This window comes from Bradyrhizobium sp. Pha-3 (assembly GCF_042258615.1).
Classification (GTDB): domain Bacteria; phylum Pseudomonadota; class Alphaproteobacteria; order Rhizobiales; family Xanthobacteraceae; genus Bradyrhizobium.
The window spans coordinates 7190666-7207089 of sequence record NZ_CP170152.1 but is presented as its reverse complement, the minus strand read 5'-3'; the positions used below and the strand labels follow the sequence as shown (position 1 = coordinate 7207089).

The following is a 16424-nucleotide window of genomic DNA, read 5'->3' as shown; positions in this document are numbered from 1 at the left end:
GACCCCACGTCGCCGAATATCATGAGGGTGGCACGCGAACTGTCGCAGGACGAACGATCCTTCAGATGCTGCTGGACGGCGAGTCGGACGCGGTCCTCAGCGAAACACCCGACGATCCACGGTTGAGATTGAGACCGGCAAGGTCAAGTTTCTCGATTATGTCGCTGTTCATGATTGCGGCACGATTGTAAACCCGATGACACTCGCAGGCCGTGTTCGGGGCGGTACAGCGCAGGGCATCGGTTCAGCAATCTCTGAAGAGTACAAGTATGCCGACGATGGCCAGCTACTGAACGCAAACTTCGCCGACTATATCCTGCTCAGTATCAATGAATTGCCACCGAATGTCCGGGTTGGCCACGTCGTAACGCCGTCTCCTTTTACTGAATATGGGATCAAGGGCGGTGGCGAGGTGGCAGAATGGGCGCTCCGCCCGCCATAGCCAGCGCAATCGAGGATGCGCTGAAGCCTTTCGGAGTCAGGGCGGACTTCTTGCCATTGACGCCGGCGAAGCTGCGCGGGCTAATTGGTGAAGCGACCGCGAGCCAGTAGCGCTTCGAACGTTACCGAGCAAGTCCGAACCGCCCAGACGCGTGTGTAGATCGCGCGCTGGGCGGCCTTTAGCGGGGGATCAAAGCGCCGCCAGGCCCTGTCGTCGGCTTTTGTCCGTCTCTGACCGCGGGCAATCTGGGGCGCGATTTTCGCGACGGCTAGGTGCTGGTCCCTTGCGCCCGCGCGTCCGGAAAGGGTTTCTATTCGCTGCCAAGCGGTCCGGGTCAAGTTCGCTGAGACGCTGCACACCGCCTGCAGCGAAAGATCGACGAACAGACCGGGTTACGGATCGATATCCTCTGCGTGGCCCGCTGGAGCACGACCATTTCAAATGGCTGGCCCTGAAGGAGATCGGCGATTCAACGTGACCGACGGCCTGCACAAGGTGATTGCTGCGGCCCGGCGGCTGGTTTGAGGCCGGTCTTGGCGACTCGTCCGCCTTGCCTCGGGTGCATTGAAGGGGCATACCATGCCGTTTCCGGACCTCCGATGATCAAAGCCTTTCTCGCCGTTGTGATTCTGATGTCGGCAGGCCTTGCGACGCCCGCCCGGGCGCAGGACGCGGCTGCCCCGTTCGACGGCGACCTGCAACGGCTGGCCGAGATCCTCGGCGCGCTGCACTATCTGCGCGGCATCTGCGGCTCCAACGAGGGCGCCAAATGGCGCAATGAGATGCAGGCGCTGGTCGATGCCGAAACCCCGTCTGGCGCCCGCCGCGCCCGCATGGTCGCAGGCTTTAACCGCGGCTACCAAGGCTTCGAGCAGACTTACCGGACCTGCACGCCCGCAGCCATCATAGCGATCAGCCGCAACATCGAGGAAGGCTTGAAGATCTCGCGCGACCTGACGGCTCGCTACGCCAACTGACCGCGCGATCTTCTTTGACCTCGCCGGGAGCTGCCGGCAGATTGCCGTCGTAACCAATACATTACAGGTGATGAATTGCGGTCTTGGTAGGGACCGAATTGAGGTTGAGCGGCCCACTTAGGCGTGGCGCAGCGCAACGCGAAGGTAGCCCGTTCAAGTCTGGCGCCGGCACCATCGTCCAGGTATCTGCTCGAGCATCCCCCGCCGCGCAATCTCGCGGGTCGGCATCCCGCCGAGTTCAGCCGTAGCCGGCAGCAACCGCCATTCCGTCAAGCCCCGGCCCCAGCGCATTGGCGATGTTGACGGCGGAATGGTTGAGCACGGCAGCGAGTCTCGGGGCCTCGCCCGCAACGTCCATCAGGCTCTGGTGCGCGCGCAAGAGTTGCGCTTGCCTTGTCTATGCTGTTGTCCCGCAACCGGATCAACCCTTGTAGAGGCTTAATCGCGACACACCAAGGCGTCGGCGCCGAATTGGCACCGACGTTGGTGTTCATCAGCAAGCTTCAGGACGGCATCTAACAGCGTGGAGCGGTGAGGCCTTCAATTGAGCTTATAAGAGGCCTGAAAGAACGTGCCCCAGCGATCCATGCTGTACTTCGCAAATGACGGCTGACCGGCGCAGCCGCGGTTGTAGCACCTGGTGCCTTCGCTCTGCGCTTCGGTCCACATGGCCCAATAGCGGCCACCGACGCCGACGCTGATGCTGTCGGTGATGAAGTAGGACAACACACCTTCAAGTTGGACGCCGCCGCCACCGCTGCCGCGTTGTTCGGTAAACGTGGTGAATTTGCGCAAGAGGTGATAGTCACGTCCCTTGAAATCGGTCCAAGGCAGGTAAGCGATATCAGCGCTCACGCGCCAACGCTCGGTCAGCATGGTTTCGGCGCTCAGGCCGATCCGAGGCGCATTCCATTGAGTATCCTCGCTGCCTATGACCCTGTTGTCACCCGGCGCAAGACATGGAGACAGGGGGTTAGCCATCTGCATGCATCCGGTCGAGTCCGAGCTCTGGCCATAGTAGGTCCAGCCTATAAATCCGCCGACCTTGTAGTCGGTACCGCGCAGGAGATCGTAACCGACGTCGGCCGTGTAATAAGAGAACCTTCCGTTTGGCTGGCTTGAAAGGGTATTGAGGTACGAGAATTGTTTGTCAATTCCCCAATCTTCATCATTCATATGTCCTTTGTTGAAGCGCCCGACGCCAAGTGTGCTCTTCAGAAACACCCCCCAGGGGCTGTCAAGACGGCCGAACAACTCCCCCGAAAGTCCGTCCAGTCCGTGATATGTGAGTCGTGATATCAGCACGCTTGGCTCTTCAATCCCGCCATAGGGCACAGCACTGTGTTCCCATTGGAATCTTCCCCGGCTGAGCCAGAGCCGCGATCCACCTTCGAACGACCAACCGTCCGCGTAGCGAATGGGCGACACGCCGGCATGGGCCTTCCCGTACAGCGACGTATCGGACCATTGCGCGGCCTGCGGGTCGGCGTCAAAATGGTAGTTCAGGCCAAGCTTTCCGATGTGATGGCTGCTGGACAGGTTGGTTGTGTTCGCCGGCACAATTGCAAACGGTGGATACTGCACTGTCGAAGGGGTCGCGACACTCGGCCCGCCAAAATGAAGATAATCATACTCGACGTTGATCGACCATGCAGGCGTAAGTGCTTGCTCGACGCCCAACCCGACGACGCTACCGACTCGACCATAGTCGAAATGAGTTTTCTCCTGGGCGTAAGCGCCGTTATATTCGTTGTTGTTGATGACGTCGCCTTGATTGTTTTGCCAGGCTACGCCTCCCTTGAAATAGGCCAGTGTGTGGCCGAGTGCGCCAAAAGCGTAACCAACGCGGGCAGTCCCGGTGGCAAAGAGGTTGGGACCTGCCTTGCAGTTTGCGCTGACAACGAAGCCGGAGGCGGCGAGGCAAGTGTTTGTGCCCTCGGAGACAACACCGCTGGCGTCGAGTTCGAGACCAAACACCCAGCTGTTGTTCTGCCAATTGTAGCCGATCTGGCCACCTGCAAGGAACGCCGGCGTATCGACCATGCCGCCATAGATTGATGGACCGTGGGGATTGCTGAAGGAGGTTTGGCCGTGCCCACCGCCGACGTGCCCGCCAATATAGCCGCCCGACCAGCTCCACACCGCCAGTGGCAGTCTCACTTCTGGCTCAAGGTACGCCTTGGCTGCACCGTTTGCGACGAGTGCAATTGTCGTGGCACTCCAAAAAAGAACTCTAGATCGCATCAAAGATTGCCTTGCCTTTCCCGGTCCACAACGTGGCTCCTTAAGTTATCGCCGCACGGCAAATCGTCCGGGGCAGACGCAGACACTGCGGCAACCCGCGCCGGGTCCGTCCCGAAGATCACCGCACCGCGATTAGTGATGGAGTTCTGAACGAAGCAAACCGCGTGCCGAACTGAATTCGTATATTTTGCAGGAAGTTCCTAAGAGTGTGTCGTGTCAACTTCCTGACAGTGGTCTCAAGGCTGACAATAGAAACCTTCGACAGTCTCTCAATGCACGATGAATGGGCGGAGCACGCCCCGATGGGCGAACCTTCTAAACCGGACCTGCTCAATCGGCGCACAATCAGGTGGACTTGTGTTGATGTTGATGCCGGGCAGCAGGAGCCAAGCTCAAGATTTTGGCGCTTGCGAAGAAAGCCGCCTCCGCGCAAGACAATGGCTCCCTCTACGTGCAATAAGAGGAACCGCGGTGTGGCAGTCCTCTCTTGACGGCGAAATGGTCGAGTTGGCTTCCTTGGGGCCTGTCGAACGATCGGCGACGGTGTCGCGCTGCTTCCGCTTCGCGACAGTCTTTTGATTGATACTGTAGCGCTTGGCGAGTGCTCTCAGGCTCTCTTGACTATTTTGTATTGCTCGACGGACTGCCTCCGTCGTGGTGGCGCAGCCGTGTAAAACTTGTCCCATAGCGCATCCTTCAAATCGTGCGACAAGAATGCACCATCAAAGCCTGGGGACTAAACAAGCGCGTACGCCGAGGCATCCTGGAGCGTGCTGAATCTGTGTCTAAGGCAACCGAACCTTGACGATCGAAGCGTCTGGCGGCCAGGTCATCCTGGCGACCGTCAGACCAATCAGTGCCGCTTGCAGTCTATGAGTACGCGGCTATTTTCTTCACTGCTGACGCGAGACCGCGAACCTCCTCCAGCGTATTGTAGTAGTGCGGCGATGCGCGCACGACGTCGGAGAGGCTTCTGCGCGTTGCGTCCAACGGCGTACTTGTTGGTGGCGAGACTGATACGTTGATCTTCTGTGTTGCGAGGTGCCGCATGACCTCGCGTGCGCTCATCGCGCGAAGCGTGAACGACACGATTGAAGCGGGACGTTTTCCGAGATCGTGAATCGAAACTCCAGGGATTGCGCCGAGTGAGGCTCGCAATTCATTCGCAAGCTTACGGCAACGTCGTTCGATTCTCTCGATGCCGATTGAAAGCGCGTAGTCGACAGCTATCCCGAGTCCAAGGCGCGCTGCATAGTTTGCTTCCCACGTCTCGAATCGCCGTGCGTCGGTTCTAAGTTCGTAGCGCTGCGGTCCAACCCAGGGCGCTCCGAACAGGTCAATCATGGCAGGTTCGACGTCTTTCAGGAAATCGTCTCGGATGTACAAGAAGCCCGTCCCGCGCGGACCACGCAAGAACTTCCGGCCTGTTGCCGTAAGCATGTCGCAACCAAGTGCACGAACATCCACCGGCATCTGTCCAACCGCCTGGCATGCATCCAGCAGGTAGGGAACGCCATGAGCGCGCGCGATTTGACCAACAGCTTCAGCCGGATTCACCAAGCCGCCGTTCGTTGGTATCCATGTGATGGCGATGAGTCGTACCCGCGAATCGATCATGCGCTCGAGCGCCTGCGGGTCGAGAACCTGATTCGCGTCGTCGGGTATGACCTCGACCCGTGCGCCGGTGCGGCGCGCGACCTGCAAGAACGCGACATAGTTTGCCGCAAACTCGGCGGAGGTGGTGAGAATTCGGTCTCCCGGACCAAAGCGCAGCGAATAGAAGGCGCGCTGCCATGCCAGAGTGGCGTTCTCGGCCAGCGCGATTTCTTCCCGCTTTGAGCCGACAAGGCGGGCGATACTGTCGTACACGCCTTCCAGGCGCGCCGTGCTTTCGGCGCTCGCCTCGTAGCCGCCAATTTCTGCTTCGCGCTGGATGTATTCGACCATGCCTCGGATAACAGGATTAGGCATCAATGCAGCGCCAGCATTATTGAAATGGACTCGATGTGCGACACCTGGGGTGTCCTCTCGTAATTGTTCGACCTCGGCATCCGAAAGATCCGCGGTCGAGCTTGTCGTTTGCTCCAGATTGTCCTGCACCAGTGGTCGCCTTCCTTGCATGCGGTAGGATGACTGATAGCCAGACACCTGCTATCGGCCCTCGATCGGAACATCTCCAGAAAATGACTTGGCGGTAACGCCCAAACTGGTCGTTTTGGAGCCAACAATGCAGAATTCTGTCGGCGATTGCGTCCAAGTTTGCACTAAACGGCTTCGCGGGTTGGCAAAGTGGAATCCGAGATGATCGTATTTGCTTGCCAGGAGGATGACCTTGGTACTCCCTTTGAAGCCCGCAGAGACCTCGCCGGAGACGCTCGCCAATCATTGGCCCGTTCTGCTGCGCAATCGGTCATCCGGCCCGATACAGGCTCCTTGGTGGTGCGACCGAAACGCAGGAGATGAGCCTCTCCGCCTCCTTCAAGCCTGCCCGCGGTATGCTCCGACCAACCTGATTTGTCTGCCGCGTACCGCCGAAAGGCTGGGCCTTGGCGAAATCTGGATCAAGGACGAGACCCAGCGACTGGGCATAGGCAGCTTCAAGGGGCTCGGCGGAGCCTACGCAGTGCTGAAGCTCGCTATGAAACACGTTGAGAGACGGATGGGACGCACGATTCTGCCTGCTGAGTTGTTCGAGCCTCGCGTGCGATCTATGCTTACGGAGCTCACATTCTCTTGCGCTTCGGACGGCAATCATGGCCGTTCGGTGTCGGCCGGAGCGAGGCTCATTGGAGCGCGGGCTGTCGTGTATCTCCATGGGGGCGTGAGCGACGAGCGAGCCGCTCATATCTCGCGGCTCGGCGCTGCGATCGTGCGTGTGGCCGGAGACTATCACGACTCCGTCGAGGCTGCGGCCGATGCTGCCTCGCAGGACGGTTGGATTGCTGTTCCGGATACAGTTGGCCCCGGGGAGGACGACACTGCTTGTACGCTTGTCGTCCAGGGGTATGCAATCCTGATCGACGAAATTGTTTCAGCAACGACGGAACAGTCAAAGCCGTTTACGCATGTTCTGGTGCAGGCCGGTGTAGGAGGCCTTGCCGCAAGCGTGTTCGGCCATGGCTGGGCACGAGGTTTGTTCGGACCCGATACCCATCTCTGGATCGTGGAGCCCGAACTATCGGCATGCCTCTACGAGAGCGCCCGCGCGGAAAGGCCGATACGCCTTCCGCCGGGGCCTGCTACGAACATGGCTATGCTCGAGTGTCAAAGCCCGTCGCTGCTCGTCTGGCCGATTATCGATGCCTTGGCCACAGGCTTCCTGACAGTCACAGACGAACAAGCCAGCGATGCGGTCCGTCTGCTCAACGCGGGAATATCGGGGGACGCACCTCTTCGGGTCGGCGAGTCGGGAGCGGCGGGATTGGCCGGTCTCGTCAAGGCGGCGGATGATCGCCGAGATCAGCTCGGCCTGGATCAGTCTGCGAAAGTCCTGCTGTTCGCGACCGAAGGCCCCACGGACCTATCAGTCTGGAGTGGAAGCCGTTAAGCAGCCGCAAGGAGCGAGCGCGTCGCTCAGGAAACGTCGAGATTGATGCGCGTCGTGAACTTGACTGTCTGCATCGCCACGAAGGTCGTGAACGACTTAATATTCTTGTCAGGGAAAAATGCCCTTTCGGTGAAAGCTCCATACTCTTCCATCGAATCCGTATTGACGACCAGAATGAAATCAGCTGCCCCGGTCACGTAATAACATTGCGTGACTTCGGGATACGCGCTCATTCGGTTCTTGAAGGTGTCGAGAAGAGGGAGGTGTTCCTGTTCGAGAGCGACGAGCACAATCGAAGTCACCCGCTTTCCCGTGACCGACGGAGCTACGATCGAAACATCAGACATGATCGCGCCGCTCTCGCGTAGCCGCCGCAGTCGACGCAGGCAGGACGTCGGTGACAGGCCTACACGCTCCCCAAGCTCTTCCGAGGTCTGCTGATTGTTCTCCTGGAGCAACATCAGCAACTTGAGATCGAGGCGATCGAGATCCGCACGCGTGATGGCCATCCGGATTTCCCTGAAGATTGCAATTATCCGGCACGCAAGAGCAAAAAACGGCGAATTCCGCCACCGGCACGTCACATTATATGCGTGAGGAGTGCCGGAGCAAGCATTGCCAACGAGGAAGGGGAGAACGGCCATGGTCGATATCGTCAGACGCAGACTTCTTAAGGGCACCGCGCTAGTCGGAGGCCTTGTGGCGACGCGCTCCCTGTTTCCGGCTCCCGCGATCGCTCAAATTCCGAAGGGGACCGGTGAAGTCGTGGTCTACGACGGTGGTGGATCCTGGGGCGAGGCAAAGCGGATAGCTTACTTCGAGCCCTTCGAGCGCGAGACCGGCATCAAGGTGATCGCGCAACCTCGCACCGATACGGGAGCTGCGCGCGCGAGCGTTCTCGCGGGGGCACCTCGGTATGACGTCATGATCCTGCCGGGTGGTAAGGCGCCGACCTTCGAGCGAGATAATTTGCTGGTCCCCATCGACTACGGCTACTTCGAGAAGTCCGACCTGGAGGCGTTTAGTCCTGTCAAGGTCGGCAAGTTCACGGTGCCTGCGATCGTCTATTCGCTCTTCATTGCGTATGATTCGTCGAAGTTTACATCCAATGCGCCGAACTCGTGGGCTGATGTATGGGATGCCCAGAAATTTGCGGGGCGACGTTCGTTGATGGCCGGTACGTGGGCCTCCGATGGCGGAACCTTTGAGGCAGCCCTGATGGCGGACGGTGTTGAGCCCTCGAAGCTCTATCCAATCGATTGGGATCGGGCGTTCAAGAGCCTCGGTCGCATTAAGCCGAATATTGTGAAGTGGTGGAACAACGGGGCGGAAGCGCCTCAGCTTATCATCGACAAGCTCATCACAGCTGGCAGCGCCTGGAATGGTCGGGTTTCCGCGGCCAACGAACAGGGCGCGAAAATCGGCTACACCTGGAATCAGGGTATCTTGCAATACGATTGCTGGGTCGTCTTGAAGGGTACCAAAAACGCGGACAACGCATTCAAATTCCTTGCCTTCTCCGCCCGCGCCGAAAACCAGGCGAAATTCGTGCAGCACATACTGTATGCGCCGCCAAACTCGCGCGCCTACGACTTCATCCCGCCCGATCGCGCCAAGCTTCTGCCCACTTCGCCGGATGCACGCAAACAGCAGTTCGTGCAGGACTATGAATTCTGGACCGCCCGAGCCGCCGGTGAGCGCGCGAACAACGAAATCGCCGTGGCTCAGTGGGAACGATGGCTTGCGGGGGCGCGGGGGTGATGTCAAACTCCAGCGTGACCATAGCATCTAACCGGAGCTGGTCCATCGGACGGGACAAGCTCACTCCCATCCTGTTGCTCCTTCCGATCGTGGTGCTGTTCGCGTTCGGTTATCTGATGCCGCTGTCTCAGCTCGCGCTCAAGAGCGTGCAATCCGACGGTGCCTGGTCGCTCAAGAGTTATAGCGAAATCGCGAGCTCATCCTCGTTCTTCTGGATCGTTCTGAAAACGCTCACGCTTGCCTTGACGGTTACCATCATATGTCTGGTGATCGCCTATCCGCTGGCTTACACGATCTCTCGATGTTCGGACAGAGTGGCGACGCTCTTGCTCTTCATCGTCACGCTTCCGTACCTTACCAGCGTCCTCATTCGCACGTATGCCTGGATCGTGCTGCTCAGTCCAAACGGACCGATAAACAAGGTGCTTCTTGCACTCGGAGCGATTTCCGAGCCGCTTCAGATGGTCTTTAATTCGACCGGCGTCTACATCGGGATGGTCCAGGTCCAGCTTCCGCTGATGGTATTTCCCCTGTATGCGGCGCTGACACGAGCCAACCCGAATCTGACCAGGGCCGCGCAGAGCTTGGGAAGTCCGCCCTCGGATGCATTCCTCCGCGTTACACTTCCGGCATCGATGCCCGGGCTTGTCAGCGGATGTACTCTCGTCTTCCTCTCCTGCCTGGGTTTCTATATCACGCCGGAGCTTCTGGGAGGCCCGGACGACTATCTCATTGCGCAGGGAATTAGCCTGAGGGTTCTGATCCTCGGCAATTTCAGCGAAGCGGCCGCTCAGGCTTCACTGCTTCTGCTCGCGGTCGTTGTGATTTTTCTTGTATTCCGACGCCGCATTGCGGAAGAACTCGACGACCGCCCGGGATCGGATGATATCCGTGCAGCGAGCGCGCTCGACTCGCAGTTCACCGTGAGACGACCATTCGCGGAGCGCTTGTCCTCGCTGTCGCACGGTCCCATTTTACGCCTGCACGAACTCCTGTCTAACGTTCGTAAGCCGTTGCTGTACGCGTCGGCAGGATTCGCGCTTCTCCTGCTTGTCCTCCCCTTTGCGGCGGTCATTCCGCTGGCGTTCAGCGACGCTCCCTATCTCACGTTTCCGCCGCCCGCCTATTCGCTCCGGTGGTTTTCTCGCCTGTTCAGCAACACTCAGTGGCTGGATGCGCTGAGCTTCAGTTTACGCTGGGCAGGTTTGGCGGCGCTCTTGAGTGTCGCGGTTGGCGTCCCAGCCGCGTTCGCACTGGTTCGTCATCGCTTTTTGGGGCGACTTCCGATCTACCTTCTTCTGATCTCGCCACTGATTGTTCCGCACGTCGTCATGGCTGTCTCGCTATTCTTCGCCCTTGCGGGATCTCCGCTGATTGGCTCTCCCTTAGCATTCGCCCTCAGCTACACGATCATCGGAACGCCATATGCAATCGTTGTGACGATAGCCGGCTTGAAGCGCTTCGATCGTACTCTTGAGCGAGCGGCCTCGAGTCTTGGTGCAAGCCCGATCACGACCCTGCGGACCGTGACTTTGCCTCTGCTGTTTCCGACGCTCGCGAGCGCGGCAATATTCGCCTTCATTGTGGGTTTCGATGATGTGGTGTTTGGCCTTTTTCTGAGTGGTCCATCCGCTACGCCGCTGCCTATGCGGATGTGGGATAATATTCGCCTTGAGATCAGTCCGCAGATCGCGGTGATCGCTGTCTTGTTCCTGGCCGTGCTGGTTCTGCTCTGTCTCCTCCGTTTCTTCGTCGGAGCGGCCATTGAAGGCCGCCGGACGCGAGCTGGAATCTGACCTTGAACATGACGAGGTTGGGACGCGCCACATAGCCTTCAACAGACCCGACGCGTGACCTTGTCGGTGTTGTCCGCAAATAGCGTAAGAGCAGAAAGCTGAAACATGATTCGCGATCTCACTTTTTCCGTCAGCGAGTACAGGCGTCGGTTGCTGTTGGTTCAGGAGCTGATGGCGGCTCGTCGCCTCGATTGCGTCATCCTCGATGAACCGGAGATGATGGCTTGGTTGTCGGGCTATACCGTCTCCGAAAACCTCTGGCGTACGTGCGTCGTGCCGGCCTCGGGCGAACCGTTCCTTCTGGTTCGCAAGCTCGATATGCCGCCGGCGCAGCAGCGCAGCTGGATGGAAGATATTGTCGGCTTTGGTGACTGGGACGATCCGTTGGTCGCCTTGGTGGATGCGTTGCGCGCCCGGAAGATCGCACACAAGCATATTGGTATCGAATTCCAGTCGAATTCGTTCACCGTTCAACGGCACAATCGCCTCCGCGCGCTTCTGCCTGGCTCAGATGTCTGCGATCTCGAACGCTCCGCATGGAGCCTCAGAGGCTGCAAGTCAGCCGAGGAGATTGCCCACATGAGACGTGCGGGTACCCTTCTGGACAGCGCCTTCCAAGCGACAGTGAGGGAGGTCGGGTCTGGAAAGAGCCAGCGTGTGGTCGCGGCGGCCGCTGCAAGCGCCTATTACAAGCTCGGGTTTGACGATGGCTTCGTCGGTCCGCTGAATGTCGGATCCGGCTGGGACTCTCTACACGGATTTCTCGAAGAGCGGCCTCTGGCCGACGGTGACATCGTTCACATCGAGCTCCTGCCTCGCCTCCGCTTTTATACCGTCCGCATCATGCGCTCTGTCATCGTGGGGCGGGCGACCGATGAGCAGAGGGCGGCTGCGGAGACCCTGATCTCATTACAGGACCAGCAAATTGCTGCGCTTCGGCCTGGGGCGCTCGCTGCCGACGTCGATCGCATCGTGCGGGAAGGTGTTGTGGCGGCGGGTTTGCGTGACACCTACGACAATATCACCGGCTACACGCTCGGAGTGGCGCCACTCGTCTCTCAGCATACCAGTGATTTGTACCGCTGCTTCACTCCGCGCTCGGACTGGATCGTTGAGGAGGGCATGGTCTTCCATATGTACACTTCGGCCGCAGGTCTGGCGATGAGCGATTCCGTTGTCGTGACCAAGACCGGAGGCGAACGACTGACCAAGACGCCACGCCAGATATTCGAAACGGACGCAAGATGACAATCTCAGCTGCGATGACCGCCAATCATTCGGCTAACATTCCTCTGTCCAACAAGGATGAGCGGGGTGCGGTGTCGGTCGACGCGATCACCAAGATGTTTGGTTCGGTGAAAGCAGTCGACGGCGTGTCGTTGTCAGTACGGCCTGGCGAGTTCGTGGCGCTGCTTGGATCCAGTGGATCTGGCAAGTCCACGCTCCTAATGATGATCGCGGGCTTCGAAACTCCTTCTTCGGGCGATATCAGGCTGGATGGCATCCGGATCAACGATGTTCCCGGACATCGCCGCGGTTTTGGAATGGTGTTCCAGAGCTATGCACTGTTCCCGCACATGAGCATCGCGGAGAATATTGCGTATCCTCTTCGGAGACGCGGCATGAGCGGCCGCGACGTCGAACGTGAGGTCACGAAGGCATTGAAGCTGGTCGCGCTCGACGGTTACGGCGCGCGGCTTCCAAGCCAGCTTTCGGGAGGGCAGCAGCAACGTGTCGCACTGGCCCGTGCATTGGTGTTCCGGCCGCCCCTCCTGTTGATGGATGAGCCGCTCGGGGCGCTGGATCGCAAGCTTCGACAGCAGCTTCAGATGGAGATCAAGCTGATCCATAAAGAGGTAGGCAGCACCATCATCTTCGTCACCCACGATCAGGAAGAAGCACTGTCCATGGCCGATCGCGTGGCCGTTCTTGAGCATGGCCGCCTGCAGCAGTTCGGATCGCCTCGGGAACTCTACGAGGAGCCGGCTACGGCCTTTGTCGCTGATTTCATCGGCGAGACAAACTTCGTGCCCGCCGAACTACGCCGGTCTGGTGAGAGTGTAGCAGTAGGAACACCGGATCTCGGACTGTGGGTTGATGTGCGCAAGGAGCAAGTGCTCTCTCAGCAGGATCGAGGGCTACTCGCAGTTCGCCCCGAATTTATCCGTTTGGAGATCGATGACGAGGCCACGGCGACGGTGCTGGAGTCCGCGTACACGGGCACCAACCAGAGCGTTTTGGTGCAAGTGGGCCGGCTGAGGCTGACCGCGCGGATTCCGGTCAAGCCAGGACAGCCGCTGTTCCAATCCGGTCAGCGGGTCCGCATTGAGATCGAGGCTGCGCATACCCGCGTGTTTCCGGACGCCCGTTGAACTCCCTTTGGCGTGCAAGGAACTGCCCGAAATGAGCCGGGATGACGCAATCGCGCGCGCGAGAACCCATCTTGATTGTGGAGAGTTCGAGACCGTCCTCTCGCGGCTCATCGCCATTCCTTCTGAGAGTCAGAATCCGGGGCGGACAGTTCAGATTGCCGAGTATCTCGACGAACTTCGCCACATGCTTGAAACGCTGGGCTGCGAGTGCCAGCTTTTGACGGTTGTAGGCGCACATTTCCTGTATGCAGAGCGCATAGAAGATGGAGCATTGCTGACGGTGCTGGGATATGGGCACGGCGATGTGGTTCGGGGAATGGACGAATCGTGGGCCGCAGGAATGTGGCCGTGGCGCCTCGCAAAGCTCAATGATCGCTGGTATGGACGTGGTGTCGCAGACAACAAGGGACAGCATGCCATCAACATTGCCAGCCTTCGCGCTGTCCTCGAGACGAGAGGTCGGCTGGGGTTCAACCTGAAATACCTGATCGAGATGGGCGAGGAGGTCGATTCGCCCGGCCTCCGCGAACTATGCACGACGCACAAGAAGCTCCTGTGTGCCGATCTTTTCGTGGCGTCCGACGGGCCGCGGTTGTCCGAGCATCGACCCACGGTATTCCTGGGGTCGCGCGGATGTCTCACCTTCGACATCTCTATCGACGCGCGCGAGAGCCCACACCATTCCGGCAATTGGGGCGGTTTGCTCTCTGATCCTGCAATCCAACTCGCGCACGCTCTGGCGACGATCGTCTCTCCGACTGGCCGCATCCTGATTCCAGAATGGGTCCCTACTGAGCTGCCTGGCTCCATCCGCAGAGGGCTTGCTGATTGTATCGTTGATGGGGGGCCTGGCGGACCCGAGATTGATCCGGCTTGGGGCGAACCGGGACTGACCCCGGCAGAGCAGGTGTACGGCTGGTGCTCTTTCGATGTCCTCGCCATGCGCTGCGGAACTCCGCAGGCGCCGGTCAACGCCATTCCCGCGAGTGCCTGGGCGCGCTGTCAGCTGCGCTTTGTGATCGGCGTCGATCAGGAAGACATTTTGCCGGCGCTTCGGCGGCACCTCGTGACGTCCGGCCTCGACATGGTCCAGGTGACGCCAAGTCCCGACGACGGTGTTTTTCCTGCCACACGCCTCGATCCTGAGGATCCTTGGGCTAAATGGGCCCAAGCCTCGATCGCCCGGACGACACAGAAATCGCCGGCAATCTTGCCCAATTTCGCAGGCTCGCTTCCGAACGACATCTTTGCCAAAGTGCTAAATCTGCCCACGTTGTGGGTGCCTCACGCCTATCCTGGATGCCAGCAACATGCAGCCAACGAGCACTTGCCGATCGGGCTCGCACGTGAGGCTCTGGAGATTATGGCGGGACTATATTGGGATCTCGGTGAGCCGGATATCCAACCGATTCGACGTTTTCTCGATCACGGTCGACAGGTCACAGCGCGATCCGGCGGTTTTCGTCGAGATGGAGGGACAAGAGCTGGTGGACAGGTCGAGACAGGCTAAGCGTCGAGACGTTGGAGCCGGCAGCCAGCGAATTTGAACGCCTAGTTGCTAACTGATCCACTTTCGAACGACCTATGAAGCGCCGTCGGCGAACCCTTGGAGGCGGTGAAAGAGCAGCCGCGCTGAACCGAGAACCGTGCGCATCCGGTTCTCAATCGTCCGATGCAGAGGGTCGTGCAGCGTCCACGACCCTCTGCTGACGCGCATCGGCTCATCGTCGGCATCACGAACTCGGCGCCGGCGCGAATGCCGGTTGGCCAGCGCGTCGTGATCGTCTTCAGCTTGGTGTAGAACCGAACGCCCTCGGGTCCGCGCATGTGGTGATCGCCGAAAAGGGACGCCTTCCAGCCACCGAAGGAGTGGAACGCCATTGGGACGGGAATCGGCACGTTGATGCCGATCATGCCGACCTGAATCTGATGGGCGAACTCCCGGGCCGCATCGCCATCCCGGGTGAAGATGGCGGTACCGTTGCCGAACTCATGCTTGTTGATCATGTCGGCGGCGTCATCATACGATTTGGCGCGCGCGACCGCGAGCACCGGACCGAAAATCTCCTCACGGTAGATCTTCATGTCGGTCGTTACGCGATCGAACAGCGTACCGCCGAGGAAATATCCTTTTTCGTAGCCCTGACGCCGGAAGTCCCGCCCGTCGACGATCAACTTTGCGCCTTCTTCGACTCCAGTGTCGATGTAGCTTCGGACCTTGTCGAGATGCTGCTTCGTCACCAGCGGGCCCATCTCGGCCTCGGGATCCGTGCCCGGGCCGATATTGAGAGCCCGAACCTTTGGCGCCAGCTTCTCGATCAGCCAGTCCGCCGTCGTCTCGCCGATCGGGACCGCCACCGAAATCGCCATGCAGCGCTCGCCGGCGGAGCCGTACGCCGCGCCCATCAACGCGTCGACCGCCTGATCCATGTCGGCGTCAGGCATGACGATCATCTGGTTCTTGGCGCCACCGAGCGCCTGGCATCGCTTTCCGTGGCGCGTGGCGGTCTCATAGATGTAGCGGGCAATCGGGGTCGAGCCGACGAAGCTGACAGCCACGATGTCGGGATCGGTCAGGATGGCATCGACGGCCTCCTTGTCACCATGCACGACGTTGAGGACGCCGTCGGGCAATCCGGCTTCTTTGAGCCATCGCGCGAGGACGAGCGATGCGGACGGGTCCCGCTCGGACGGTTTCAGGATGAACGTGTTGCCGGAGGCGAGGGCAACCGGAAACATCCACATGGGCACCATCGCGGGGAAGTTGAACGGCGTGATTCCGGCCACGACGCCGAGCGGCTGACGCAGCGAGTGGCTGTCAACGCGGGTGCCGACGTTCTCTGTGATCTCTCCCTTGAGAAGTTGCGGTGCAGCGGTGGCGAACTCGACGACTTCCATGCCGCGCTGGATTTCGCCCTTGGCATCCGAGAGCACTTTCCCGTGCTCGGCCGTGATCACCTCGGCGAGCTCGTCGATCCGATCTTCGAGAATTCGCAGGAAGCGGTTGAGGATGCGAGCGCGGCGGAGAGGAGTGGTGTTTGCCCAGCCGGGGAAGGCCTTCCTCGCTGCCGCGACCGCCGATTGGACCTCCTGTGTCGTTCCCAATCACGAGCGTTCCCGATTGCTCGCCGGTCGCTGGATTGTAGACGAGCGATGTGCGGGCGCTTCGGCTCGGCACCAGCTCGCCGTCGATGAAATTTGGAATGGTCGCGGTCATGGGACTTACCTCCTCCAAATGAAGCTTGATCGCACCCGATATGAACCCATAAAAATGCGTATCAACGA

The 16424-nt window shown here is 59.6% G+C and carries 12 protein-coding genes and 2 pseudogenes; 8 read left to right on the top strand and 6 right to left on the bottom strand.

The window, feature by feature from the left end:
- Positions 1-127 precede the first annotated feature (127 nt).
- A complete protein-coding gene (locus ACE10Z_RS33865; protein WP_375789982.1) occupies positions 128-442 on the top strand; it encodes a molybdopterin cofactor-binding domain-containing protein in 315 nt (104 codons plus the stop codon).
- 599 nt (positions 443-1041) lie between these two features.
- Positions 1042-1419, top strand: a complete 378-nt coding sequence (locus tag ACE10Z_RS33860; RefSeq protein WP_375784670.1) for a TIGR02301 family protein — start codon at positions 1042-1044, stop codon at positions 1417-1419.
- A gap of 238 nt (positions 1420-1657) precedes the next feature.
- Here ACE10Z_RS33860 and ACE10Z_RS33855 read toward each other — a convergent pair whose 3' ends face one another.
- From ACE10Z_RS33855 to ACE10Z_RS33840, 4 genes and pseudogenes are all read right to left on the bottom strand, one after another.
- Positions 1658-1798 (bottom strand): hypothetical protein, encoded by a 141-nt coding sequence (locus tag ACE10Z_RS33855; RefSeq protein WP_375784669.1) that lies wholly within the window; start codon positions 1796-1798, stop codon positions 1658-1660.
- Between the two features lie 161 nt (positions 1799-1959).
- Entirely contained in the window at positions 1960-3579 is a 1620-nt protein-coding gene (locus ACE10Z_RS33850) for an outer membrane beta-barrel protein (protein ID WP_375784668.1), read from the bottom strand.
- A gap of 542 nt (positions 3580-4121) precedes the next feature.
- Positions 4122-4349: pseudogene (locus ACE10Z_RS33845) on the bottom strand (IS481 family transposase); the annotation flags it as partial.
- Positions 4350-4533: 184 nt separating this feature from the next.
- Positions 4534-5751: an aminotransferase class V-fold PLP-dependent enzyme gene (locus ACE10Z_RS33840; RefSeq protein WP_375789981.1), complete on the bottom strand. Its 1218-nt coding sequence runs from the start codon at positions 5749-5751 to the stop codon at positions 4534-4536.
- Between the two features lie 238 nt (positions 5752-5989).
- Here ACE10Z_RS33840 and ACE10Z_RS33835 point away from each other — a divergent pair, with 238 nt between their 5' ends.
- On the top strand, positions 5990-7210 hold the full coding sequence (locus ACE10Z_RS33835) for a diaminopropionate ammonia-lyase (protein ID WP_375784667.1): 1221 nt from the start codon (positions 5990-5992) through the stop codon (positions 7208-7210).
- Positions 7211-7236: 26 nt separating this feature from the next.
- On the opposite strand, the gene ACE10Z_RS33830 is transcribed toward ACE10Z_RS33835, so the two are convergent.
- On the bottom strand, positions 7237-7719 hold the full coding sequence (locus ACE10Z_RS33830) for an Lrp/AsnC family transcriptional regulator (RefSeq protein ID WP_375784666.1): 483 nt from the start codon (positions 7717-7719) through the stop codon (positions 7237-7239).
- A 133-nt stretch (positions 7720-7852) separates the two neighbouring features.
- Between ACE10Z_RS33830 and ACE10Z_RS33825 the strand changes: the two genes are divergently transcribed.
- The 5 genes from ACE10Z_RS33825 (at position 7853) to ACE10Z_RS33805 (ending at position 14649) form a co-directional block, all read left to right on the top strand.
- Positions 7853-8971: an ABC transporter substrate-binding protein gene (locus tag ACE10Z_RS33825; protein ID WP_375784665.1), complete on the top strand. Its 1119-nt coding sequence runs from the start codon at positions 7853-7855 to the stop codon at positions 8969-8971.
- Positions 8971-10767 carry an ABC transporter permease subunit gene (locus ACE10Z_RS33820; RefSeq protein ID WP_375784664.1) on the top strand — a complete coding sequence of 599 codons (1797 nt, stop codon included), beginning with the start codon at positions 8971-8973 and terminating at the stop codon, positions 10765-10767. The genes ACE10Z_RS33825 and ACE10Z_RS33820 overlap by 1 nt, the downstream gene beginning before the upstream one ends.
- 105 nt (positions 10768-10872) lie before the next feature.
- Positions 10873-12015: a M24 family metallopeptidase gene (locus tag ACE10Z_RS33815; RefSeq protein WP_375784663.1), complete on the top strand. Its 1143-nt coding sequence runs from the start codon at positions 10873-10875 to the stop codon at positions 12013-12015.
- Positions 12012-13139, top strand: coding sequence for an ABC transporter ATP-binding protein (locus tag ACE10Z_RS33810; RefSeq protein ID WP_375784662.1), 1128 nt, complete (start codon positions 12012-12014; stop codon positions 13137-13139). The genes ACE10Z_RS33815 and ACE10Z_RS33810 overlap by 4 nt, the downstream gene beginning before the upstream one ends.
- Before the next feature lie 31 nt (positions 13140-13170).
- On the top strand, positions 13171-14649 hold the full coding sequence (locus ACE10Z_RS33805; protein WP_375784661.1) for a M20 family metallopeptidase: 1479 nt from the start codon (positions 13171-13173) through the stop codon (positions 14647-14649).
- A gap of 212 nt (positions 14650-14861) precedes the next feature.
- On the opposite strand, the pseudogene ACE10Z_RS33800 reads toward ACE10Z_RS33805, so the two are convergent.
- Positions 14862-16356: pseudogene (locus ACE10Z_RS33800) on the bottom strand (CoA-acylating methylmalonate-semialdehyde dehydrogenase); the annotation flags it as partial.
- Between the last annotated feature and the right edge of the window lie 68 nt (positions 16357-16424).

What these genes read in the sequence shown, in the direction of transcription:
- ACE10Z_RS33810 (WP_375784662.1), top strand. Translation starts at nt 12,012, where the DNA reads ATGACAATCTCAGCTGCGATGACCGCCAATCATTCGGCTAACATTCCT.
- ACE10Z_RS33805 (WP_375784661.1), top strand. Translation starts at nt 13,171, where the DNA reads ATGAGCCGGGATGACGCAATCGCGCGCGCGAGAACCCATCTTGATTGT.
- ACE10Z_RS33860 (WP_375784670.1), top strand. Translation starts at nt 1,042, where the DNA reads ATGATCAAAGCCTTTCTCGCCGTTGTGATTCTGATGTCGGCAGGCCTT.
- ACE10Z_RS33815 (WP_375784663.1), top strand. Translation starts at nt 10,873, where the DNA reads ATGATTCGCGATCTCACTTTTTCCGTCAGCGAGTACAGGCGTCGGTTG.
- ACE10Z_RS33820 (WP_375784664.1), top strand. Translation starts at nt 8,971, where the DNA reads ATGTCAAACTCCAGCGTGACCATAGCATCTAACCGGAGCTGGTCCATC.
- ACE10Z_RS33830 (WP_375784666.1), bottom strand. Translation starts at nt 7,719, where the DNA reads ATGGCCATCACGCGTGCGGATCTCGATCGCCTCGATCTCAAGTTGCTG.
- ACE10Z_RS33825 (WP_375784665.1), top strand. Translation starts at nt 7,853, where the DNA reads ATGGTCGATATCGTCAGACGCAGACTTCTTAAGGGCACCGCGCTAGTC.
- ACE10Z_RS33835 (WP_375784667.1), top strand. Translation starts at nt 5,990, where the DNA reads ATGACCTTGGTACTCCCTTTGAAGCCCGCAGAGACCTCGCCGGAGACG.